This window comes from Pontibacter virosus, assembly GCF_003096355.1.
Taxonomy (GTDB): domain Bacteria; phylum Bacteroidota; class Bacteroidia; order Cytophagales; family Hymenobacteraceae; genus Pontibacter; species Pontibacter virosus.
In genome coordinates this window covers 252476-275327 of record NZ_QEKI01000006.1, presented here as the reverse complement: position 1 = coordinate 275327, position 22852 = coordinate 252476, and the positions used below count along the sequence as shown (strand labels likewise).

Sequence of the window (22852 nt, the reverse complement as noted above, 5' to 3'; positions counted from 1 at the left end):
TCTCACTTTCAACAAAATATGGGTGCTGGAAGGGATAGGAGGAGGAGCGCAGGACGCTCCCCTCCACAACCTAACATAAACAAACAGCAGAAATTTATAGGTTAACCCAAAAGAGTGATTTCCCTACTAACCATTCTTCACGGCTTATTGCACGATCCGTCTCGAGGTGGAGGGGACGTCCAGGCCGCAGCGCAGCCAATCCCCATACACTTGCTCATCCGGTGTATAGCCGATGGGCTGGTTGAGCAGCTGCTGGTCCGGATTCAGGAGTACGTAAAGCGGTTGGGTCACTTGCCCGAAGTGGAGGGCCTGGAAGGTGGACCATTTATCGCCTATGGTGCGCACCTCCCGGGAGGTGCCATCCGCGCCGGTGTACGTGAAGCGCTCGGTGAGCGGCAAAGGCTGTCGGTCATCCACATAGAGCGAGACCAGAATCACTTCCTCCCGGAGCAGTTTCGAAATAGCGGGAGCTGTCCACACCTGCTCCTCCATCTTGCGGCAGTTCACGCAGGCATAGCCGGTGAAGTCGAGTAGAAGGGGTTTTTGCTGCTCTTTGGCCAGTTCGAAGGCTTTCTCCAGGTTGTTTACCACGTGAGGTTGAACCGAATCCTGCGCGTTTTGAGGAGAATCCTCCCGGCTGTAGAGGCTATAGTGCCAGGGTGGGGGAAAGCCGCTCAGCAGGCGCAGGCTGCCCTGCGGGCTGTTGCCCAGACCCGGCGCTAGGTAGAGCGCGAAGATCAGGATCAGCAACCCGGCCATGCGGCGCACCCGGCCGATTTCCTGCGATTTGGGGTCACCTGGAAAGCGCAGGATCCCCAACAGGTACAGGGCCAGGCCGATCGCCAGCAGCAGCCACAGACCGATAAAAACCTCCCGCTTCAGCAGTCCCCACTGGGCCACCAGGTCCGCGTTGCTCAGGAACTTGAGCGCCAGGGCCAGCTCCACGAAGGCCAGTGATTTCTTCATGGTGCTGAGCCAGCTTCCACTGCGCGGCAGGCGCTGCAGCCAGCCGGGGAAGAGGGCCAGCAAGGCGAAGGGGAGGGCGAGGGCCAGCCCGAAGCCGCCCATGCCCGCTGTCAGCTGCCAAGCGCCGCTATCGGAGGAGAGGGAGCCCACCAGCAGCGTGCCCAGGATAGGCCCGGTGCAGGAAAAGGAGACCAGCACCAGGGTGATGGCCAGGAAAAAGATGCCACCCAGGCTGCCCAGCCCTGCTTTGGCGTCCGCGTGGTTGGTGAGGCTGCTGGGTAGGGTCAGCTCAAACACCCCGAAGAAGGACAGGGCAAAGCCGATGAAAATGGCGAAGAAAAACAGGTTGACCCACACATTGGTGGAGAGGCTGTTGAGAATGCCGGGTTCTACGCCGTCCAGTACGTGGAAGGGGAGGCTGCAGGCCAGGTAAATGACCAGGATGCAGGCGCCGAAAAGTCCCCCGTGGCGCAGGGCCTGCCTTTTGCTGCCGGCCCTGCTGGTAAAGTAGGTGACTGTCAGCGGCACCATCGGAAATACGCAAGGGGTGAGCAGGGCCAGCAGGCCCCCCAGGAAGCCCAGCAGGAAGACGGTGGGGAAGGAGCCGTCGCCGGAGGTTACCGTTTCCCCGCAGGCGGAGGCACGCGCCAGTTCCAGGGAGGCGAGCCGGAGGGGGCCAGCGAGCGGCGTGCTTTGCTCCTGCCCGCCGGGCAATGCGACAGACAGCTCCTCGCGCAGCGGCAGGAAAGTATCCCTGCTGGCGGCAAAGCCGGTAAGGGTCAGCGAGAGGGTCGCCGGCACCGGGCCCTGGAGGCAGAGGCTCTGCGCCAGGGCCACCGTATCACGGTAGCTGGTCACCCATTCGTCTCCAAGGAGCGGGTCCTGCCCCGGCGTGAGGGGCAGTAGGGGCCTGGGAGCCTCCAGAATAGAATATGGATCGGTCGCCTCCAGGCGCAGGCCTTCCAGTCCCAGTTGCGGGTTAGCTTCCGCATACACGTGCCAGCCGGGGGATAGGCTTCCCTGCAGGGTCAGGGTATAGGTGTTTTCCGTCTCCTGTTTAGCCGAGACCTGCCAGCGCACCGGGGGCTGGGCGGCGGCCGGGGCCAGGGAGAACAAGAATAGCAGGGCCAGTAGGGCCGGATAGCGCAGGAGGGGGAGCTGTGGTGTTGCGTTCCAGGTCATCATCTTAGTCTAGGGGAATGGTAAAGGCCACCGTTTGGGGCGGGAGGCAGCGCGTGGCATCACAGGCCATGAACTCGACCGTGCCGGACAGGGCGGAGGCAACAGGGCTGCGCAATTTGACGAGCTGTTCGAAAGTGACCGTGCCGCGGTAGTAATGCACCTCCACGCCAAAGGTGCGGTCGTGTTTCTGCTGGCGCTGGCCTTTCTCCCGGATGCCGCCCTGCGGCAAAACCATGGGGTTTGGGTGGAGGGTGACGGTGGTAGGCAGGGGGCCTCCCTCCGGGGTATGCGGCGCATAGATGGCCCAGGGGCTGTCCATGGTCGCGGTAAGCAGCACCTTATAAGTTTGAGGAGACACGCGCTCGGCCTGGAAAGCCCACTGCACGGGCTGGAGGTGCTGCGCCTGGCCGCTCCCAGAAAGGAGCAGCCAGCACAGCAGGGGTAAAAGGATTCTTGGGGTAAGCATAGGCTAAAATTTTGAGGTTAACGGGGGTTCTGGGGCAGGCCGCTGGCCTGCACGACATTGTCCGGGATGGGCCACACGTAGCGCGGGTCGTTGGGCGGCAGCTCATAGCGCTGGCCGTCGATAAGGCGCACGAGTGTTTTGGCAAAGCGGGGGTCCTTGTTGAGGCGGCGCAGGTCCTGCCAGCGCAGCCCGCGGAAGAGCAGCTCCTTGCGGCGCTCGGCCAGGATGCGGGCGAGCGCATCAGGCGTATTGGCCGTGGTGAGCGGTTCGAAAGCCCCTGCCTTATAGCGGCGGGCCAGCAACTGGTTGAGTGTGTGCAGTGCCTCGTCCGGTTGCCCGAGCCGCGCCTGGCACTCGGCTTTGGTCAGGTAAAGTTCCCCGGTGGTAAGTGCCGTGGACAAATTATAGTCTCCCTCATAGGACCCCTTGAAAGTGAGTTTTTCTCCCTCGTAATAGAAGAAAGCCTGCCGGCGCAAATCCAGCGTATCGTAGGATTGGTACAGCACCGAGTCTACCTGCACCCGTCCGGCATACAGGATCTCCAGCGCATACTGATTGCTGTAAAAGACGATCTCCGGGTTTCCTTCCCCCTTGGCAGGGAAGGGAAAGGCTGCGCCTTTGTCCAGGGTATTGTAATCGAGCAGGGCGCTGGCGAGCTGGAGGGCACCCGCTGTGGCGGCCAGGGCCTGGGTATAGTCTCCCAGCTGCAGGTAGGTGCGGGCCAGCACCTGGCGGGCGGCCGCCTTGCCCGGTCGCTGCGGAACGATGGGGCGCTCCGGCAGCAGGGCCTCAGCCGCCTGCAGGTCTTCGAGGATCTGGCGGTAGGTATCGGCTACGGACTGGCGGGTCGGCACAGCCGCCACGTCAGCAGAAAGGCGGAGTGGGATGCCCGGGTCCTGCGCGGCGGTAGTGGCATCGTAGGGTTTGGCAAAAAGCTGAGCCAGCTGGAAGAAGGCCCAGCCACGGTGAAAGAGCGCCATCCCCTTGGCCTGGTACCAGGCTTCCTGCTGTGCTGGGGAAGGCTGCAGCTTCTGGAGCCCCTCCAGGACGGTGTTGGCGTACAGGATGCGGCGGTAGGCATAGTCCCAGTCGTTTACCGGCTGGCCCTGGTCCACTTCCTTGGCCCAGATATAGCCGTTTTTCTCCTCTGGCCGGGGCAGCAGCCGCCAGGTAGCCGTGGAGACAAAGTAGTCATCGGATCCGATCTCAGCGAGTGCATGGGAGGTGCCCTGGTACATGACGGCGCCGTGGTCCAGCAGCGCCTGCAGGTCTTCCAGGGTGGAAGGCACGACCAGGGTCCTGTCGGGTTTGAGTTCGAGGAACTCCTTCTCGCAGGCGGGCAGTGCCGCCAGGGAGAGCAGGCACAAGGCCCAGGTGTAGATGTTCTTATTTTTCATGATCAATGATTTAAAAGGTTAGCTGCAGGCCGGCAGACAGGCTTCGTGCCGGCGGATAGGTGGTGTTCACATAATCCGGGTCCAGGCCATAGGCATTGGCCCGCCAGAGGATGCCCAGGTCCCGGGCATAGAGGAAGAGCTTAAGCTCACCAAAGGGCAGGGAGGGCTGCTGCCTGCGGGAGAAGGTGTAGCTCAGGTGCGCGTCCTGCAGCCGGACATGGTCGCCTTTTTCCACCAGCACCTCGCTGTACGTGTAGTAATCCTCCCGGCTGTAGTTGAGCGAGGCGGGCATGGCCGGCACTTGGGTGCGTGTTTCATCCCCTGGCTGCTGCCAGCGGGCCTGGTAGTCCACATGGGCCACCCCACTGTTGATGAGGCTGCTATAGTTCATGCTGCCGCGACGGAAGAAATACCCCGCCTTCCAGGTCAGGTTGGCGCTCAGGGAAAAGTTCTTCCAGCTGAAGGTGTTGCGCAGGCTGCCGAACCAGGTGGGCACGGCACTGCCGTGGTAGACGAGGTCTTCCGGTGTCAAACTTTGCTGGTAGGCGCTGTAGCTGGTGCCCAGCTGCCCTTCCATGGGCACCAGTGGGTCTCCCGACTCGGGGGAGAGGCCATGCCAGGGGTAGCTGTAGACCGGGGTGATGGGCTTGCCTGCCACCGGGGGCGGACTGGCAAAGAAGTAGCTGTTGGAGTTGACCGCCGGCCGCTGCTTTTCCTCATAGCCGGTCACATTACTCTGCACCTGGCTGACCAGGAAATGGGTTTGCCAGCCAAAGGTACCGGTGAGGTTGTCGGAGCGGAGCGCCAGGTCCCAGCCGGTGGTGCGCACGTCCGCGTAGTTGATCCGGTTGCGCACATAACCTCTGTTGCCGGAGACAATGCCCGAAGTGGGGTCGATGAACACATCGCCCAGCAGGTCGGTGCCCTGTTTGCGGTAATACTCCAGGCTGCCTGAGACGCGGTCTCGGAAGAAGCCAAAATCGATCCCTGCATTAAACGTCTCGGTCTTCTCCCAGCGCAGTTGGGGGTTGCCGGCGCTGCGCAGGATCGCGTGGGGCAGGCGGCTCAGGAGGTCCGACGACACATAGCTGATCGTGGGGTAGGCGGTCACGCTTTTGTCCGTATTGCCGGCCAGGCCGTAGGTCGTGCGCAGCCTGAGCTGGGAGAGCCAGTCCTGTTGCAGGAAGGGTTCTTCGCTGAGCAACCAGCTGAGGCCTGCCGACCAGAGGGGGACACCTTTCTGGTTGGTCTGCACCCCGTAGAGGTTGGAGGCGTCCCAGCGGCTGCTGGCCGACAGGGTATAGCGGTCCCGGAAGACATAGGAGGCATTGGCGTAGTAGGAAAGGAAGCGGTCGGTGAGCTCGGTACGCTTCGTGGCCGGAGCGGGTATGCGCGCTGAGGAGGAAGGGCGTGTACTGTGGAAAGAAAGAAAGTCCAGTACCGTCTGCCCCTGCGCCACCTCGGGATTATAGCCGTAGAGAAGGGCGCCCGGGTAGTTGATCTGACGTGTCTGCCGCACCTCGGCCCCTGCCAGGGCGTTCAGGTAGCCCTGTTTTCCCATCACACGGGCATAGTCGAGCTGCAGGCGGCCGGACTGGGCCAGCAGGCTGCCTGAAAATTCGGACAGGATACCGCCCAAGGGGATGATGCGGGTGCCGTCCGGTTGCGTGTAGCGGTTGATCAGGTTGCGGGCGTGATAGGTCTCCACGCTGTTCAGGTCCGTGGTATGGTTGGTTTGCAGTTGGTGCTGGTAGAGCGCACTGGCCTTCAGACCAGGCAACAGCTCGTAGGCCAGGCTGCTGTTCAGGCGCGTCTCCGTCACGGTGCTGGTTTTGTCGCGCAGCCGGATCTCATCCAGAGGGCGGAACTGCCAGTCCAGCAGTCCCATCTCTTCCGCCCGGCTCGTATAGGCGCTGCGCAAATCCCGCGCGATGGGCAAGGGGGTACCTTCGGTATCGGCCAGCCGGGCATAGGGGTAAATGTTGGTCCAGCCGGCGGTGCTCAGGCCACTGATACCCAGTCCATTCTCCGCTGCCTCGCGGCCGGTGTAGGTCAGGCCCGCGGTCAGGTCCAGTTTGGGCAGGAGGCGGATGGTGTTCTGGCTGGTGAGCGTCACACGGCGGTCTGCGTTGCCGATCAGGGAGGAGAGCCCACGGTCGTATCCGGCCGAGAGGTAGTAGCGGTAGGTGTCGCTTCCCCCGTTCAGGTTGAGGGCATACTGCTGGTGCATGGCCGGGCGGTAGAGGTGGCGGAGCGCCTCCTCGCGCACGTCCACCTGGCGCATGGCGTTGATGCGGGCGCTGGCCTCTTCGGGGGACAGCTTGCCATCCCGTTCCAGTATCCAGGTCTCCACCGCCGGGGAGAGTATTCTGCGGTCGTTTTCCGGATAGAATTTGCGCTCGAAGAGGTGTCGCTCGATGTCGATGAAATCGGAGGCTGGCAGGAAGCTGCGGCTGTAGTGCAGATCCGGCTTTTCGGTCAGCTGCACATTGGACAGGAAGGCGACCTGGGGAGCCTGGCGGAAACGTCCTTTTTTGGTGGTGATGACGATCACCCCATTCCCGGCACGGGCCCCCCAAATGGAGGCGGCCGCAGCATCTTTGAGCACGGTCACGCTTTCCACGTCATGGGGGTTGATGTTGGCGATGTCTCCTTCGTAGGGGAAATTATCCACTACAATAAGCGGGGCGCGGTTGGCATAGAGGGTGCTCAGGCCACGCACGCGCAGCTCGGGTTTGCTGTCGGTGCGCTCCCCGTACATGCCGCGGCGATCAAAGTCCAGGCTGTTGGTCACGCCTTCCAGGCGGCTGAGCAGGTCCGGGCCGGTGCTGCGGGTGAGCAGCTCCCGGTCCACCTGGGTGAAGGAGCCCGTGGCCCTTTCCTGGGGAATGTCCTGGTAGCCGGTGGAGACCACGCTGACTTCCCGTAGATTGGTGCTGCGCTCCGCGAGCGTGAGCTGCAACGGGGAGGCCGGCAGCGACGCGACAGGAAACTCGCGGGGCGCATAACCCAGCAGCGTGACCAGCAGCGTGTCGGGTAAGCTGGTGATGGGGAGTGAGAAACCGCCTGCGCCGTCGGTGGTGGTGCCGGCGCGTCCGCTTTTGAGCAGGACCGTGGCGCCTTCGAGCGGCGCGGCGCTCTGCTGGGCACGCACGGTGCCTTCCAGGCGCTGCTGCGCATAGCCGCAGGCAGGCGCCAGGAAGAGAAGCAAGAATGGTAAACTTCGTCTCATTTGGTTGTGGTTTATAAAGATTAGAAATGGTATTCGTTCAGTCAGGCAAGTAATTGGGCAGGAGGGAAGCATCCGCTTATTTGGCGCGTGGCGTTGGGGGCACCTCCGATAGGACCAGCATGTCCATCTTGCGCCGTGCCGGGCGCAGGTCCAGCCCATAGGCTTGCAGGGCCTGCCGCAGCTGGTCCAGATCGTTGAGGGGCTGCGGCAGGCGGATGTCGATATGGCCCGTGTAGCCGGTCTCGTCCACGAGGGGGAGGGGCTGGAACATGTTCTCGTACTGGAGGGCGCTCAGCAGGTGGCGGAAGGGTTTGTTGCGCAGCTCAAAGGTTTGCTCGTCCACGTTGCGTTGCGCGGCTCCTCCTGCGCTGGCCAGCAGGTCACGGCGTGTAGTGCGCACGAGCACCAGGCAGTCCACCTTGCGTCGCTGCAGGGAGCCTTGTACGCCCAGGTAGGCGCCAAAGAGGCGGTTGAGGTCCTCCAGCATGAGGGCATTCATCACCGCACGGGGCTGCTCGCTTGGGAACACCAGGCTGTAGCAATACTGGTTCCGGTCCATCCAGTTGCGAAATGGGGCATCGATGGTATCGTTTCCGGTCAGCTTCTCAGATTTCTCCCAGAGGATGCGCTGGCGGAGCGTATCAGATACTTCGAGCAGCAGGCGGTTTTGCTCGTCGTGAAAGTGAAATTTTTCGCTAAAGGCTTTGAAGTAGAGCTGCGGTAGTGGGACATTGTAAGCCAGGATGCGGTCTTTATAGTGGGCGGTGCCACCGATGTCAACCGGCAGGCGGGTGGAGAGAGCGGATTGGTAGAGCAGCTGTTCGCCCGTGCCGCCGTTGCCGTTGACGAAAAGCGGTTGATCCTTCTCCAAGCGGACTTCCCGCTTTTCTTTGAATTGAAAACCCGTGCCGTCGAGGGCTGCGCGGATGTTCTGGGCCGTGGCATACTCGCCTCCGGTGATGGCCAGCACGCGGCCGTCCCGGATCCACACCTGGTGGGGAATACCCCGGTGGGGAAAAAGGCGGTGCAGCACGGTGTCCGCAGTAAGGGTCGGCAGGCGCCAGCCCCGCTTCTGCCAGAAGGGAGCCACCTTGCTCACAGGCTCCGCCGTGACTGGCAGCACCACCAGGGCCTCGCCGAATTCCTGCTGCAGGGAGTCAAGCTTGTAAAGGGACGTGATGCAGGGGGAACACCAGGTCGCCCAGAAGTCGAGCAGGAGCAGCTTGCCCTTAAAGTCGGACAGATTTGCTTCCGTGTTGGAGGCATTGTGGATGTTGGTCAGGCGCAGTTCTGGCACGGCATCTCCGATGGTAAGTCCTGCGCCGGTAGAAAGACCCTGGGCAATGGCCTTGCCCGGCTCCAGGAACAGCAGTACGAGCCAGAGCCAGGACAGGCAGCGTACGGTTTTAAAGGGGTAAAAAGAACAAGTGGTGTGTTGCATGGTACGTTATTTAGAAGTGAAGAATAGGTTGTTAGGGGAAGTTTGTTTAGTCGGAGGGCGCCACAAGCAGCGTCCAGTGGGGTGTCAGGGACAAACTGATCTCCTCCAGGGCCAGCGCCAGGGAAGGAGATGTCCCCGGCTCGTTCGCTAGCCGATAAATCGCGGAAAGCACCGCGCGCAGCTGTTCATAGAAAGCGATCAGCGTGGTGGTGCGCACAGAGGTGAGGCCGTCGTAATTGGCTTTCAAGGCCAGAATGAACCAGCGCCGAATTTCCAGTTGAGCTGCCTCTTCCGTGTGGGAGGCACAAAAGTCCTGGAAGATGTCGGCAGGTGCCGGGGTAGCGAGATACTTGGTTGCGTTTTCCATAGGTGTCATGGTTTAAGATGGGCAATCGTGTTTCGGTCAGCCCCTGGCAGGAGCTGATGCATTCGTAAAAAGCAAAGTGCTACTCACCCCTATTTCAACCTGTAGCTGGTGTTAGGGCGAGAAGGGGGAAGTGGGGTTGGATTACTCGGGGGGTGAAATCAGCAGCATCCAGGAACGACATAAGGCCGGTGCGCAAAGGCCGGTTAGTGTCGGGGGCGATAGGGGGAGCGGCGGCTTTTGGCCGGAAGGGCCAGGTAGCGGATGTAGAGCCGGAAAAGGAATCGGAGCGTTTTCATAGGCAGAGAAAATTATAGAGGTGCGGGTATACAAGATGAAGTAAGTCGCCAGAGGCAGGGCAGGAACGATCCTTTTCTTTCCGAAGGAGAAGCGCCCACCAGGCGCGATGACGACGGAGGAAGTCCGTAACCATCGTCTACAGGTGGAGCGGGTCTTACAGGAAATAGAAAAGGTACTTCTGGTCATTTTTCTTTAGTTAGCTCCCTGAAGAGGGATTGATGTTATGGGTAGCTGCAGTCTATCTTTTGTTAGCGGCCTCGCTGTGCTGGTATTTGGCAGTACAGGAGGATGAAATATTCAGCATTTATTATGTCTGAAAACTGTATATTAGCGTCGGGTACAGCCAAACCCTAGCACGAATATGCAGGAAGTAGTACTTGTATGAAATGTGGTACGCTTGTATTAAACAACTGACATCGTGTGAAATACAAGTGAATTAAAATTGGATTTATTAAATAATTTTCGTAAATTATTCCTATGGAAACAGCAGCCAGAAGACGACCACTTCACCTGGGCGACCATGTGAGAAGAATGCGGACCGCTTTGGGAGTGAAGCAATCCGCCTTAGCCAGCGAACTGGGAACCACACAGCAGAACATCTCCCGCATCGAGCAGGAAGAGGAGGTAGATGAAGTAACGTTGGAGCGGATTGCGAAAGTGTTGGGAGTATCGGCGGAGGCGATCAAGAATTTTGATGAGGAGGCTGCTATCAATATTGTTTCAACTACTTTTAATAGTCATGATAATTCAACATCAGTAGCTTTTAAGTCAACATTTAACTTCAACCCAATTGATAAATTGATGGAGGTAATGGATGAGAATAAGAAGCTATATGAACGCTTGCTACAGAGTGAACGAGAGAAGGTGGAGTTGTTGGAGCGAATGCTTAAAGAAAAGGAGTAAAGCTTTTCCTATTTAAACCTATTAATCTAATTAACTTCACTTATTAAAAATAGGTCTTTGGTTTGAATTCAAACAGGATCATATTTAAAAATGGTACCTAAATTAAGGTTCTGCAATTGCTTTTTTGTTTGGTCAAGTAGTGACAGCCCTTTATAATTGAAGCAAGAACCTATTGAGCTATGAATAAAAACCAAGTACATTGATAGTAGTCGTTTTTAAGTTTTAGAATTGCTTAACTAATAATCAGCCACTTATAAAGTACATCTTTATGAGTGGTTTTTTTATTTGTATTCAATTTCTTAATTCATTATATCTTTATGTTCTATTATAGTGGTCAAGCAATTCTTGATTACTGTAATTTGTCATAGAAATCTTGATAAAGAAGTAAGAGTTTTAGATAATGAATAATAATATTTTAGTACACGAATCAGAAGTTTGGAGAACGGCAGATTTATTAATTGGAGCAGGAATTAAGCAGAGTGACTTTCCCAAATACATGATGCCTTACTTTGCCCTACTGATGGTAGAAAGCAGATTGATAAGGGAGGCCAAAAAGCTTGAAGAAGAAATTGGGAAAGATAATATTGAGGATTTTGTTGAAATGTTCCAATTGGAAGGTTTGGGTTATAATGACTATCTTATCCGAAAGGGAAAAAGCCTCAAAGACATCTGCAAGAACGACAAAACCTTTGATATTGACTTCCATGCCTACCTAAAATCCTTTGATCCTGAAACTAAGTATTTATTGGGTGTTGACAAAGGCACTGAGGAAGAGAAGTTCCTAGACATATCAGGAATAAGTGGTCAACTCAAAAAGAAGCGCATTCTATTTGAAACAGTAAAGGCATGGAGTGAAATTGACCTCACCCCATTCAACAACTCTGAAATCACTACTTTAGAAGAACATATCAAACGTAAGTGGGCAGATATTTCGGCAGAGACAGCAGGGGAACAGTATACCCCTGACGATATTATTTCACTTATTTCTGAACTCATTGCCTCCAAGATAGAAGATAATGGTAAGTTCCTGACCATCTATGACCCCACATGCGGAGGTGGCAACTTATTATTTGGTGTGGAGGACAAAATCAAAGAAAAATTCAAACGCCCTACAAAAACATTCGGTGAAGATTGGAGCGACAGCCTTTACGCTTTGGCTAAAATTGAAAGTCGTTTCAGGGCTGATTCCGAAATCAAATACGGAAACACACTCACCAATATTTCTTTCATCGAAAAACGCTTTGACATTGTGGTGGCCAATCCACCCTACGGTGTAGATTGGAAAGGTTACCAAAAAGATATTCGAAATGATACTACCGAACGATTTATAGCATTGCCTTCTATTTCTGACGGTCAGTTTCTTTTTACCCAGCATATTCTTTATCACTTAGCCAATGACGGTCTTGCAGTAGTTGTTCACAATGGTTCTACTCTTTTCAGCGGTGATGCAGGAAGCAGTGAAAGTACCATCCGCAAACACTTCTTTGATAATGATTGGGTAGAAGCCATTATTCAAATGCCAACGGATGAATTTTTCAACACAGGCATTTATACCTACATATGGGTTTTCAATAAGAATAAGTCAATCGAGCGAAAGGACAAAGTAATCCTTATTAATGCCAGTGAGCTTTACGAACCTCTCAAGAAAAGTAAGGGTAAGAAGCGAAAGCAGATGAATTCTGGCAATCGAGCTGCCATCGTGAAAGCATATATAGAATTCCAGGATAACAAGTTTTGCAAGGTGTTCGATAAATGGCATTTCTACTACAATCGTCAGAGCATCATGCTCACTAATGTGGACGCTAGCGGTAAGTTTCTTGAAATGCCAATGAAAGTAAACCGGGCTGGCGAAACAGTTGAAGAAAAATCAATCAAGCTTGATCCTATAAAGATTACTGTAAAGGATGACTCAGGCACAACCACCATTGAAGATTTTGTAATCACGGAATTTGACAAAGAAAAATACTCAAATTTAGAAGCGAGGTTTAATCAGGATGTACAACCCACCTTTACAGCCCTAGACTACAAAGAGCAAGACCTGAAAGTTGTGACCAAAAAAGCAACCTACTGGTATGATGAAGATAAAGAAACTATCATTGAGGAAGTAGATGGAAAACAAACCGATTTAGGTTGTGGAAAAATAGTTATCAGAGTAACTTACAAGAAAGCGACCAAATCAAAGGAGGCTTATATAGCCATTACGGTAGAGCTCGCTAAAGACCTGCAAAAGGACTATGAAATTATTCCCTACTCACCAGATTATAATGAAAACCAACAATGGATAGATGGTTTTATGACCAAGTTTGTCACCAAGCCATTTAAGTATATCGAAAATGTGATTGGGGTTGAAATCAATTTCAACAAGGTATTCTATACACCTGAAAAGCTAAGAAAAGTATCTAATGTTATAGCCGATTTGGAAGCCTTGGAAAGTGAATTATTAAACCTCGAAAATGAATTAAGCATATAAGATGAGGTCTTATAATAAATATAAAGATTCAAAAATATTTTGGTTGCCTACAATTCCAGATCATTGGTCAATAGATCGAATAAAAGATGTTTCTATAACTCGATCTGGCACGACTCCAACAAGTAGCAATCGATTTTATTATGAAGGTGGGGAACACAATTGGATTCGAACAACGGACCTTAACGATGGTGAATTATATGAAGTAGAATATAAGGTTACCGATTTGGCATTGAAAGAATGTAGATTAAAATTTCTTCCAATTGATACAATATTAGTTGCTATGTATGGTGGCTTTGGGACTATTGGAAAGAATTCGATACTAAAAAAGGAGTCGACCATTAATCAGTCTGTTTGTGCAATACTTCCAACTAGGTATTTCAATCCTACTTATATTTTGTATTTTCTTAAGTATTTTAGAAATGATTGGAAATTATTTGCTGACGGAACTAGAAAAGACCCCAATATTAATCAGGATGCCGTTCGCAATTTATTTTTCATTAATCCACCTCTCCCAGAACAAATTGCAATTGCAAACTATCTCAACACCAAAACTAAAGCAATTGATAAGAAATTAGGTCTCTTGGAAAAGAAAATAGGCTATTATCGGGAGTTGCGTAAAAGTCTTATTAATGAAACGGTTACCAAAGGGTTAAATAAAAATGTAAAACTGAAGGATAGTAGAATACATTGGATTGGTCAGATACCAGATCATTGGGAGGTGAGGAGATTTAAAAGCTTTGCTAAAACTATTAAGGGCAAAAATCTCAACACCTCAGACTTTTATTTTGAAAATTCCTTACCATTACTAAGTCTAGAATATCTAAGAAATGAAAATGTGAAGTTTGACACTTTTGCTTTCAGTTCTGATAAATCTTTAAGGGCAACAAAAAATGATCTGATTATAGTTTGGGATGGTGCTGCAGTAGGAGAAATATTGAAAGCAAAAGAAGGGTATATTTCAAGTACAATAGCTAAAATCAAATTTCAAAAAAGGGTTAGTTCAAGGTTCTTTTACTTTCTGAAAGACACACTGGATTATACATTGAAGCAAATTCCTACAGGTATGGGTATTCCGCATTTGAACCCTACAGTTCTAAATAATTTTCCATGCCCAATCCCACCATTAGAGGAGCAAATCAATATCGCTAAATTTTTAGAAAAAAAAGTGGGGTTGATTGAAAAAATCATTGCAAATATTCAAACCCAGATAACCACCTTCAAAGAGCTTCGCGAAACGCTTATTAATGATGTGGTAACGGGTAAAATAAAGGTAACTCAGGATTAAGATGAAAGAATTAGACTTACAGGACAAATACCTCATCAACTTCCTTTGCGAGCGGCCTGACGGCCTCCGCTACAAGGAGGCCAAGGCGAACACCGTTTCGCCTCAATTCTTCATTACAGAGGACTTAAAATACTTTATTTCTGAAACCGAATTGAACAAAAGCAATTACAAAAAATTGCTCAAAAAGTTCCCCAGCGAAAAACATCTTCTGAATGCTTTTACCTTGTTCCTAGACGAGAAGATAAAATCTTCTATGAACATGGCCATTTTCTTTAATACAAACAAGTCAGTTACATTTGAAGGAATTAAACTTCACCTGTTCTACCCAAGTGGTAGTGAGTTTGAGGAAGACAAGCTATTTGACCAAAACATCTTTTCGGTAGTTCAGGAACTCCCATATTCTTTCAAATATGATGGTAAGCAGTATTTTTCTTTCCGTCCTGATTTGTCATTTTTTCTTAATGGTATCTTTTTAGGATATAGCGAACTCAAAAGCAATTGGAATGACCAAACATCCACGAAGAACGGACGGATGAAGGTAGTGAAAGATTACCTCAATGCCGCTCAGGAATACTTAACAATTGCTGACAAAAACGACCTATCTCATACCATTCGAAAAGACTTTTTAAAAATCTTTGAAAAGGCTATTCATATCACCTCTACGGATATTGCAGAAACTTTTGTCATCCGCAATATTTCCAATCACTTTGATGATATCAAAACCACCGTACTGAATGGCAGCTATGATTTTGAACAGTATGAAAAGAAAGTATTAAAGGACTTCAAAACATATCCACTTAAAAACAAAGAAGGTTCTAAAACCGAGCGTTTTGAGGAGGTCTTCAAATCCCTTTATGATAAGAAGATGATAGAGAAAGAAATTCTATATTACAACTTCATAGAACGGGAACTGATTAAAAAGCAAGACAGTAAAACAAAAGAATACAAACACAATGATGGTAGGCTGATTAGTCCGAGACCCAAACAGAAATTTGGTACAGATAAGATTCTCACCAAAATCAGCGAATTTCTTGAGCATGAAGATGAACCGGACTACTTCATAAAAAAACTTGAATCAGAGTTAAGAGCCAAAGGATTAGGTGAAGAACAAATAAAAGATCTGGTTGCCAAAAGGCAGAAATACCAAAACAACAAAACCGTTTATTCCCTCCTTATGCAGTATGCAGCAGGTTTTGGGAAAAGTAATATTATTGGCTGGACAGCACTGCAACTTAAAGATCTTCGCAAAGATGGTGAGTATGTCTATGACAAAGTAATGTTGGTTGTTGACAGGTTGCAGCTTCGGGATCAGTTGGATTCTAAGTTGCATAACATGAACATACAGAAGGGAATGTTCATAGAAGCCACTGATAAGAAAAGTTTCATCACTGCCCTTAGCAGTAATAAAAGGATAGTGGTTGTTAACCTCCAAAAATTCACCTCAGTAAATAATATTCTGGATGCTTCTGTAGTGAAGAAGCTTTCTAAAATGAGAATTGCGTTCCTAATTGATGAGATCCACCGAAGCAACAGTGGCGCTCAGCATGAGGAAATGATAAGCATATTTGACGAGTTGCAGAGCAGCTTCGACCATAACAAGGAATACCAGAGACAGCAAAGCAAAAAGAATCTAATCATAGGATTTACTGCAACACCTAGTGATCATACATTGGCGCGTTTTGGAGAGTTTAACAAATATGCGGAATCAGAGAAAATTTGGATTCCATTTGACAGCTACACCATGCGGGAAGCTATAGAAGATGGCTACATATTGAACCCTATCAAAGGCATTGTACCTGTTTCGGCTAAAATGTATTTCGAGATACCTGACAATGAATTAGAGGGCTTTGAAGATGATTTAGGTTATGGCTTTGAGGAGATACCCGATGATACTGATACAGGAATTGATGACTATGGTAAAAAATACTCCATACGCAAAAAGAAAATTTACCTCAATTCTCAGCGAATAGAAGCCATATCCAAGTTCATTGTAGAACGATTGGTTAGCTCCGTTTATCACAATATCAGAGGTACAGCCAAAGCAATGTTGGCAGTTTCTTCTATTCCGGCAGCAATCAAGTATAAGGGCTTTATCGACAAATACTTTGCGGAGATAGTAAAAGAAAAGAAGTACGAACGCTTTGAAGATGCCCCTATCTATATTGTTTATTCAGACAATCAAGAGCATAGAAGTGCAAGTGGTTTAAATGGTGGATTGAGTGAAGAAAAAGTACTTCAGAATTTCGCTATCAAAAAGAATGGGCTCATTATCGTAGTTGATAAGCTTCAGACAGGCTTTGATGAACCAAAATTGCACACCCTTTTTTTAGATAAAGAAATTAGGGGGATCAATGCTATTCAAACTATTTCAAGGGTAAACAGAACTACTAAGAATAAGAATGACTGTAAGATTATTGATTTTTCCTACAAGAATGTTAATGTAAAGAATATCAAAACAGCTTTTGAGCATTTTAGTAACGTAGTAGTTTCTGATTTTGATCCGTTGGGAGATGAAGAGAAGTTGCGAAACCTGTACAAGGATTTAAATACACATACTATATTCAAAACCCATTTTCAAAGATTCAAAGAATATCACACATCTAATCCTGACTTTTCAATAATTTTAGCTCTTGAAGAGGCATTTGATGATTATATACGGAATCAAAAAGATGAGGCCAAGAAGCTCAAAGAAAAATTGTTAGGTTATTTCAAAATCCTCAACCTAATTGAGTTTGTCATTGACGTAGAGCCTAAATATAGTGAGAAGGTCATGCTGGACTTCTGGCGTAAATACAACGTACTTTACAACCAGTTAAATAAGCAGTTTGAGATAGTTGATGATGTAGAAATTTACTTTGATAATCGTATTGGTATTGTTGCTCCGGTAGAATTTAAGGATAAACTCAACAACCCCAGAAATTCAAAACCGACGAACCCAGATCAGCCGAATAAGTACAAATACAGTATTCTTAAAGTCATCGAGAAACGTAATCAAGAAGAGGAAGCCATTGCCGAGCTAATTGCTGACTTCGAGATTAAAATAACCGCTCTTTTTGAGTTTATAAAACAGGACGAGGCAGGGTTACGGTTAATTGCCAAAATTAATGATGATGGCTCCGCTTTTTCTCAGGAAGAAATTTATTCTGATTTTACTAGACTGTATAGGAAGTTTACAATACGGAATAAGAATCTCGGTGATTTCTTCATAAGAGAAACAAAAGATATACTTACCCAACTTTGTGATGACTTCGAAAGGTCAATCAGGTTACGTCAAAACAAAAAGTTACTTACCGAACAAGCTGATGGATATATTTTTGTTGACACCGAAGATATTAAATTGGCAGAACATATTTTCGAAGCTTACTCAGAATTTGCTCAAGCTTTAGGTTTCAAGATTACTGATAAAGGAACTCTAGAAAAGGGTTCATGGATCAAGAAAGGTATAGTTGCAGTTCGGGATTTCTTCAGCAAAGAAGAGGTTAAAGAAGTCTATCATAAAGGTAAAAGAAGCCTTGAATTAGTGCATATTGAAAAGGTACAAGCTGAAATTGATGGATTGAAAGTAGGTGCAGCAGCTCAACTTTTGGAAAGTGTCAAAGGAGTCTCAAATGTGGCAATCAAGCTAGGTTCTATAGTGTTAGTAAAAACAGAGCTTGAGGGTGTAGAACAGATTGTGATATTTGACCTCACTGATGACCAACGACAAGACCTTGAAAAAAATAGCATTCTTTTAAATCAACCAAAAGAACTACTAATCTACTTAACTAAAATAAGTTGCTACATCGAGTCGTAAATGGTTGGTGATACTACTACTAATAAGCTACCTAGATCTGATCGCTACTAAAGAGCAAACTGGGTACATTAGGTTGGTCCAAATCGAGAATTACATTTTGAAGCTAGTGAAGATTAGGAAGGAGTAGTTTTGACGGCAGTATCCGAAGTTGGGAACTAAAATCAGATAACAGAATACATTAACTAAATATATAATTATGGATCATATTGAATGGCTGGGCAAACAGCTCGAGAAAATGATGAAAGAAAGAGCCGTATTGGACGATCTGAACAGAATTAACGATAGGCTGAATGAGTTGACAAAGGTTAACATTGAAAAAACGAAGAGAAACGAAGATTTAACCCAAGAGCACCTAGAGGAATCAGAGCGTCTCGTTAATGAATGGCAGGCAAAACTTAAAGAGTTGTCTGAAATTAAGTAAACCCTAAAAGCTCCACCATTCAGGCGGGGCTTTTTTTGTATAAGGCCTACTTAGATAAAGGTAAGTTGCTACAACGCAAAATGACCGTTTTTGTTATTGAAATATGCTGCCTTATTTCAGTGGTGGTTGCTATTTATGAGAGGCTTTTTAACTAACATGAATTTATAATATATATAAATTGTATCTTCACACTTCTATCAAGGTTAAGTATTAAAGTGTAACTTATCCTACGATATTATGATAGATGATGTGTTAGGTTAATAAATCAGAAGCCTTTTATGAGCAAAGATATATTTGAAAAGGATGGTGAAAAGCTAATTCTTGATATTCCAAAAGAAGAAAGATATCTAAATACAGCTTCTTATGATTATTCTGTGGAGTTTATTGTTGGGATGATGCAGAATGAACACCCAAAAATTATCTTAGAAGTTCCTTTTCAAAGACAGTATGTTTGGAATGATGATAAAGCATCTCAATTAATAGAGTCTATCATAATGAATGTTCCTATTCCCCCAATATATTTTGCTGAAGAAGAAGATGGAAAATGGCTAGTTATTGATGGTTTACAGAGGTTAAATTCTTTATTACGATTCTTTCAAAACGAATTTGGATTAAAGAATTTGGATATATTAAAAGATTTAGAAAAAAATAAGTTTAAAGATCTACCTCCTAAAGCTAAATCTTTACTTGCAAATGGGTTATTAAGGGTAAACGTTATCAAGAAGGATAGTCATGAAGATATTAAGTATGATATTTTTATGAGATTAAATAAAGGTGCTGTCACCTTAAATTATCAAGAGCTAAGAAACTGTTTATATAGAGGTAACTTAAATAATATAGCAAAAAACATTGTAAATACTAATACAGATCTGTTAGCAATGTTAAATTTAAAACATCCACATAACCGATTTGTGGATGTTGAATTTGTTATAAGATTCTTCTCTTTATTTGCGAACCTACAAAGAAGTGATAGCGGTAATTATCTAATCGATGGTTATACAGGAAGGATGGTTACTTTCATCAACAGTTATATGAAAGGAACTAAAAATATAAGTTTAGAGGAGGCTCGCAATTTAGAAGCTGAGTTTAATAAAACTATCGATAAAGTGAAGGCTGTTTTCGGCTTAGAAAACTCTTTTAAAGATTTAACAGCTGCTAAATTAAAACCTAACAAAGCATTAGCGGACGCCATACTATTAAGCTTTACAAAGTTCGATAAGGACAAATTAGTTGATAATAAAGATACAATAAAACAGTTACTTATTGATCTTTTAGATCATGGGGTATTGGATGGTAAAGCAGATGTAACCTTTGCTGATTCAATATCATTAAAAACATCTGATAAAGATATTTTGAATGGTAGAATTAATACGTGGTTAAAAGCACTAGAGAATGCCTTACAGATTTGATGCAACAATTGAATTTAATAATTCAGTTGAGGATTTGGTTACTCTTATTAGTTATGCTATTCATGAAAGAGATTCAGAAAATGAAAAAAACCGATTGCTATTCTTAAAACTTACAGTTGTTTCTTCTGTTACCAAATTTCAAGTTTTTATTGAGTCTATTTTAAAGGAGTACGTTTATTTAATTCAAAGATCAGGTAAGACTAATCAAGAAATACAACTTAATTTGAGATTAAACTCCATTAGGTTATTTTCTACAAAAAAAATTATTTCAAAAACATTAGAAAATCACACAGCTTACAGTTTGGATACTCTTTCTGAAGTTAGAGAAATTGCGCAGAGGACTTTAAAACTTTGTGACGATGCTGAGACTGTATCTGAAGACCTGTATTTTGATACTAAATTTCCTCTTGGTAAAACTGGATTAGAAGAATTAATTAAGCTATTTAGGCAAATAAATGGGGTCAATATTTTCGCAAATGCACCATTTGATATAAATAAATTAAATGAAATATTAGGTAGGAGACATGCGATCATTCATGAGGACTCCAATCCGCAATTAACTGAAGAAGTAGTTGAAAATTATAAAAGCTTCTTGATTGAAGTTACAGCTTATGTTGATCAATATCTAGCTGAAAACTTGTAAAAGGTCAGGTTAATGTGTTCACTCACCTTTTATAAATATAGTGACTAGAATGTAGCTGGGGCATGGCATCGGATTTCTATACTTGTAAGAAGCTTTAATTCAACAATGAGTGCCCCACCATGTAATTATTAAAGTTGCAAATTGTATGTGCATAAATGCGAGCTGTAGTTAAAAAAGAAATTACGAATAAGTCTGTTGAGCATGCACCTGGCTATTGGTGAGGGTCTGCTTATTTATACAATGCTTCCGCGCCAAGCACAAAATATACGGTCCTCTACATAACTGATCCAGGCTTCAAGTTAAATTCTACTTGCCTTATGTCATAATTTGAACCCTGCAAGGCAGCAACAATATTATCTGCAGCATTCGAATCTGGAACTGTTAAGGAACATCTGTACAATTTCGGACCAATTTGCTCCACTAAACTTGATGTTGGTTTGTAACCTGCATTGTCGATAATTCTTGTTATTTGAGTAGCATTTTCAAAGCCTTCGTCGACATGGAATGTAAAGGTGAAATTAAAGCGAGAACGGTCATGGCTAAATGGGACCCTGTTTATTGAATCGCTTTTATTTTTTAAAGCATTCATATGAGTGTTTATCTCGTCCAAACGCTGCAGTATATAGGATTGGGCATCATCCTTGGCTGTCACCTCTTTCATGATTGAATCCCTTACAACTCTATAAATAGGATTGTCATGTTCGTCTCCTAGCAAAGCTTCATTTATAGCATTTACTAGTTTTGGTTTCAACACTTCGACACCCGCCATATCATTATCGTAGAAAATCGTCCTTTCTGCCGCAATGTCAAACGGTAGCCTAGTCCCCTTTTCAGCTAAACAAACAACAGGAAGCCGTTTTGCATGTCTTACGGCCAGCTCATACATTACATTTGGATTTAGTTCGGTTAGATTTGCAATTACTAAATCATCTTCCAAAAGGTGTTGTATTACTTGTCCTGTAATTGAGCCTGGTGTATCAATGTGGTGCGGAGCAATCATCTTAAAATTTAAGCTCGTTAACACAGGTCCTAACACAGCGCTTATTAGGCCATCTGCTTTCCTTCTGGTTTCTGAATCATCGAGCCCTAAAGGAGAGATAATAAAGCATTTCTTTTGTGAGAATTGCTCTGCCTGTTCTTTTTTTGTGGTTTCCTTCGCCATTTCGATTGTAAAATTTCTGCTAATATTAGTTAAACTTTCAGTAAAGTTGTCAAATGCGAAACACGTTTTTGCTGGTGTTGTACCAACTGGACCTTTGAGTAGTTACTGCAACAGAATGCTCACTCTAGCCTAAATGCGTTTGACCTAACGGAATGTGCCCTCCTAGAAGCGGGCCTTACGACACTCTTACTATACTATAGAGGGGGTGCGAATGAAAGATGAACCTGTAGACTGATGCTTCAAAGAGAAGCAGTAGCGTCAGGTCAGGTAGTAGCCATTACACATAACCAAAGCAGTCTCAATCACCACCTGCTGCGGAATCCGCTCTTGTTCCAGCCTCAAGTTTTCAGCTGACAGCAACTCAAAAAGATTCCTTTCTTCCTCCGTCAGGTGAGGCAAGCTTTGGCAATTAGAGGGAGTGCCTTTTACGATATATTCTTTATAATCCTCCAGGACCTTACGATCCATCAGCATGGACCTTGTTTGCGGAAAGTAGGAGCGGAGCTGCGAGAGCATCTGGAAGCCCTGTACATCCAGATCACTCCAATAGCAGATGTTTTTGGAAGATAGCCACGCTGCTTCTTTTAAGCTCTCCACCGCAAATCCTTTGCCCCAGATCACAATAGCGGCTGGGACCTTTGGAAAGGTTAAAAAGTTCATCAGGTTCTCCACCACAAAGACATGCTCACACGGAATAGTAAGTGCGGCAAAGCTGTCGCTGGGAAGGGACACATCATCCAGCTGTCCTGCCAGGTACAGCTCTTCATCCAGGATGCGGAACCGGATGCAGGGCTGCTCGAACTTGAGCCTAAAGCGTTTCTCAAATTCTGTCGCTGTGGGATCTGATAGGTGCGGGACAAGCTCGTCCAACAGCTTCCGCAACACTCCTTTGTGCTCTTCAATGAACTTGGTGTGGACCGGAATTGGAAGCTCTCGGATGTAGTAGCGATCCGGTTCATACCCCTGCAAAAACCAGTCGCATACAGCGAGCAGATCATGCCACTGCCCCTGATAGTCCAGGACATGTTGTACCTGCTGCACGACCCAGGCCTTCAGGGAGGGAATCCAGTGAAGGATAAGTTCTATATCCTCTAGAAAAGCGAGGTATTGGCGTTGCTTTCCAGTGAATCGGAGGTAGTCTTCGAATGTATCAAAGACAATGGAGGCCGGTCTGTCCTGCACTCCATGCAGGCGGGTTTTGACTTGCTCGTAACAGATGGAGTAGCCATAGCCCTTTCTGTCTTTCGACTCCGCGATCAAGGGAGCCAGCTGGCGGGACATGGCGCTAAAATCACTGGACAGCTTTTTATTTGCCCTGATCTCTTTCGGAAACAGGGATTCTCCCAGTACAGCAGCTCGGAGCACTTCCGGGTATAGCTTGTCAGCCTTGCGCTTGATTTCTTCTACCGTGATCATAA

15 protein-coding genes are annotated in these 22852 nt (G+C 47.2%); 7 read left to right on the top strand and 8 right to left on the bottom strand.

Going from position 1 to position 22852, the window contains the following annotated elements; all coding sequences use genetic code 11:
- Positions 1–144: 144 nt before the first annotated feature.
- From C8E01_RS11710 to C8E01_RS11685, 6 genes are all read right to left on the bottom strand, one after another.
- Complete coding sequence (locus tag C8E01_RS11710; RefSeq protein WP_116543623.1) at positions 145–2151, bottom strand: protein-disulfide reductase DsbD family protein; 2007 nt, start codon at positions 2149–2151, stop codon at positions 145–147.
- A gap of 1 nt (position 2152) precedes the next feature.
- Positions 2153–2614 carry a protein-disulfide reductase DsbD domain-containing protein gene (locus C8E01_RS22155; protein WP_116543622.1) on the bottom strand — a complete coding sequence of 154 codons (462 nt, stop codon included), beginning with the start codon at positions 2612–2614 and terminating at the stop codon, positions 2153–2155.
- Between the two features lie 17 nt (positions 2615–2631).
- The gene (locus tag C8E01_RS11700) at positions 2632–4011 is read right to left on the bottom strand and encodes a RagB/SusD family nutrient uptake outer membrane protein (protein ID WP_116543621.1); all 1380 of its coding nucleotides are present in this window, start codon (positions 4009–4011) and stop codon (positions 2632–2634) included.
- 10 nt (positions 4012–4021) lie between these two features.
- Complete coding sequence (locus C8E01_RS11695) at positions 4022–7243, bottom strand: SusC/RagA family TonB-linked outer membrane protein (protein ID WP_165820618.1); 3222 nt, start codon at positions 7241–7243, stop codon at positions 4022–4024.
- Between the two features lie 76 nt (positions 7244–7319).
- Positions 7320–8684 (bottom strand): TlpA family protein disulfide reductase, encoded by a 1365-nt coding sequence (locus C8E01_RS11690; RefSeq protein ID WP_116543619.1) that lies wholly within the window; start codon positions 8682–8684, stop codon positions 7320–7322.
- Between the two features lie 46 nt (positions 8685–8730).
- Positions 8731–9051, bottom strand: coding sequence for a hypothetical protein (locus C8E01_RS11685; protein WP_116543618.1), 321 nt, complete (start codon positions 9049–9051; stop codon positions 8731–8733).
- A gap of 774 nt (positions 9052–9825) precedes the next feature.
- Here C8E01_RS11685 and C8E01_RS11680 point away from each other — a divergent pair.
- The 7 genes from C8E01_RS11680 to C8E01_RS11650 all read left to right on the top strand — a co-directional run bounded on the left by C8E01_RS11680 (position 9826) and on the right by C8E01_RS11650 (position 20272).
- Positions 9826–10251 (top strand): helix-turn-helix domain-containing protein, encoded by a 426-nt coding sequence (locus C8E01_RS11680; protein ID WP_116543617.1) that lies wholly within the window; start codon positions 9826–9828, stop codon positions 10249–10251.
- Positions 10252–10651: 400 nt separating this feature from the next.
- Positions 10652–12721: an HsdM family class I SAM-dependent methyltransferase gene (locus C8E01_RS11675; RefSeq protein WP_116543616.1), complete on the top strand. Its 2070-nt coding sequence runs from the start codon at positions 10652–10654 to the stop codon at positions 12719–12721.
- Between the two features lies 1 nt (position 12722).
- Positions 12723–14006, top strand: a complete 1284-nt coding sequence (locus C8E01_RS11670) for a restriction endonuclease subunit S (protein WP_116543615.1) — start codon at positions 12723–12725, stop codon at positions 14004–14006.
- A 1-nt stretch (position 14007) separates the two neighbouring features.
- The gene (locus C8E01_RS11665) at positions 14008–17799 is read left to right on the top strand and encodes a DEAD/DEAH box helicase family protein (RefSeq protein WP_116543614.1); all 3792 of its coding nucleotides are present in this window, start codon (positions 14008–14010) and stop codon (positions 17797–17799) included.
- A 196-nt stretch (positions 17800–17995) separates the two neighbouring features.
- Positions 17996–18220, top strand: a complete 225-nt coding sequence (locus C8E01_RS11660) for a hypothetical protein (protein WP_116543613.1) — start codon at positions 17996–17998, stop codon at positions 18218–18220.
- 278 nt (positions 18221–18498) lie between these two features.
- A complete protein-coding gene (locus C8E01_RS11655; protein WP_116543612.1) occupies positions 18499–19629 on the top strand; it encodes a DUF262 domain-containing protein in 1131 nt (376 codons plus the stop codon).
- A complete protein-coding gene (locus C8E01_RS11650) occupies positions 19613–20272 on the top strand; it encodes a HEPN domain-containing protein (protein ID WP_116543611.1) in 660 nt (219 codons plus the stop codon). Before C8E01_RS11655 ends, C8E01_RS11650 begins: the two co-directional genes overlap by 17 nt.
- Positions 20273–20546: 274 nt before the next feature.
- Here C8E01_RS11650 and C8E01_RS11645 read toward each other — a convergent pair whose 3' ends face one another.
- Together C8E01_RS11645 and C8E01_RS11640 are read right to left on the bottom strand one after the other, a co-directional pair.
- A complete protein-coding gene (locus tag C8E01_RS11645) occupies positions 20547–21434 on the bottom strand; it encodes a hypothetical protein (RefSeq protein ID WP_116543610.1) in 888 nt (295 codons plus the stop codon).
- 258 nt (positions 21435–21692) lie between these two features.
- Complete coding sequence (locus C8E01_RS11640; RefSeq protein WP_116543609.1) at positions 21693–22850, bottom strand: Wadjet anti-phage system protein JetD domain-containing protein; 1158 nt, start codon at positions 22848–22850, stop codon at positions 21693–21695.
- Between the last annotated feature and the right edge of the window lie 2 nt (positions 22851–22852).

Bases quoted from the DNA above. Each gene is read 5' to 3' on its own strand.
- C8E01_RS11690 (WP_116543619.1), bottom strand. From the start codon at position 8,684: ATGCAACACACCACTTGTTCTTTTTACCCCTTTAAAACCGTACGCTGC.
- C8E01_RS22155 (WP_116543622.1), bottom strand. From the start codon at position 2,614: ATGCTTACCCCAAGAATCCTTTTACCCCTGCTGTGCTGGCTGCTCCTT.
- C8E01_RS11680 (WP_116543617.1), top strand. From the start codon at position 9,826: ATGGAAACAGCAGCCAGAAGACGACCACTTCACCTGGGCGACCATGTG.
- C8E01_RS11675 (WP_116543616.1), top strand. From the start codon at position 10,652: ATGAATAATAATATTTTAGTACACGAATCAGAAGTTTGGAGAACGGCA.
- C8E01_RS11660 (WP_116543613.1), top strand. From the start codon at position 17,996: ATGGATCATATTGAATGGCTGGGCAAACAGCTCGAGAAAATGATGAAA.
- C8E01_RS11650 (WP_116543611.1), top strand. From the start codon at position 19,613: ATGCCTTACAGATTTGATGCAACAATTGAATTTAATAATTCAGTTGAG.
- C8E01_RS11665 (WP_116543614.1), top strand. From the start codon at position 14,008: ATGAAAGAATTAGACTTACAGGACAAATACCTCATCAACTTCCTTTGC.
- C8E01_RS11640 (WP_116543609.1), bottom strand. From the start codon at position 22,850: ATGATCACGGTAGAAGAAATCAAGCGCAAGGCTGACAAGCTATACCCG.
- C8E01_RS11645 (WP_116543610.1), bottom strand. From the start codon at position 21,434: ATGGCGAAGGAAACCACAAAAAAAGAACAGGCAGAGCAATTCTCACAA.
- C8E01_RS11655 (WP_116543612.1), top strand. From the start codon at position 18,499: ATGAGCAAAGATATATTTGAAAAGGATGGTGAAAAGCTAATTCTTGAT.
- C8E01_RS11695 (WP_165820618.1), bottom strand. From the start codon at position 7,243: ATGAGACGAAGTTTACCATTCTTGCTTCTCTTCCTGGCGCCTGCCTGC.
- C8E01_RS11700 (WP_116543621.1), bottom strand. From the start codon at position 4,011: ATGAAAAATAAGAACATCTACACCTGGGCCTTGTGCCTGCTCTCCCTG.
- C8E01_RS11670 (WP_116543615.1), top strand. From the start codon at position 12,723: ATGAGGTCTTATAATAAATATAAAGATTCAAAAATATTTTGGTTGCCT.
- C8E01_RS11710 (WP_116543623.1), bottom strand. From the start codon at position 2,151: ATGATGACCTGGAACGCAACACCACAGCTCCCCCTCCTGCGCTATCCG.
- C8E01_RS11685 (WP_116543618.1), bottom strand. From the start codon at position 9,051: ATGGAAAACGCAACCAAGTATCTCGCTACCCCGGCACCTGCCGACATC.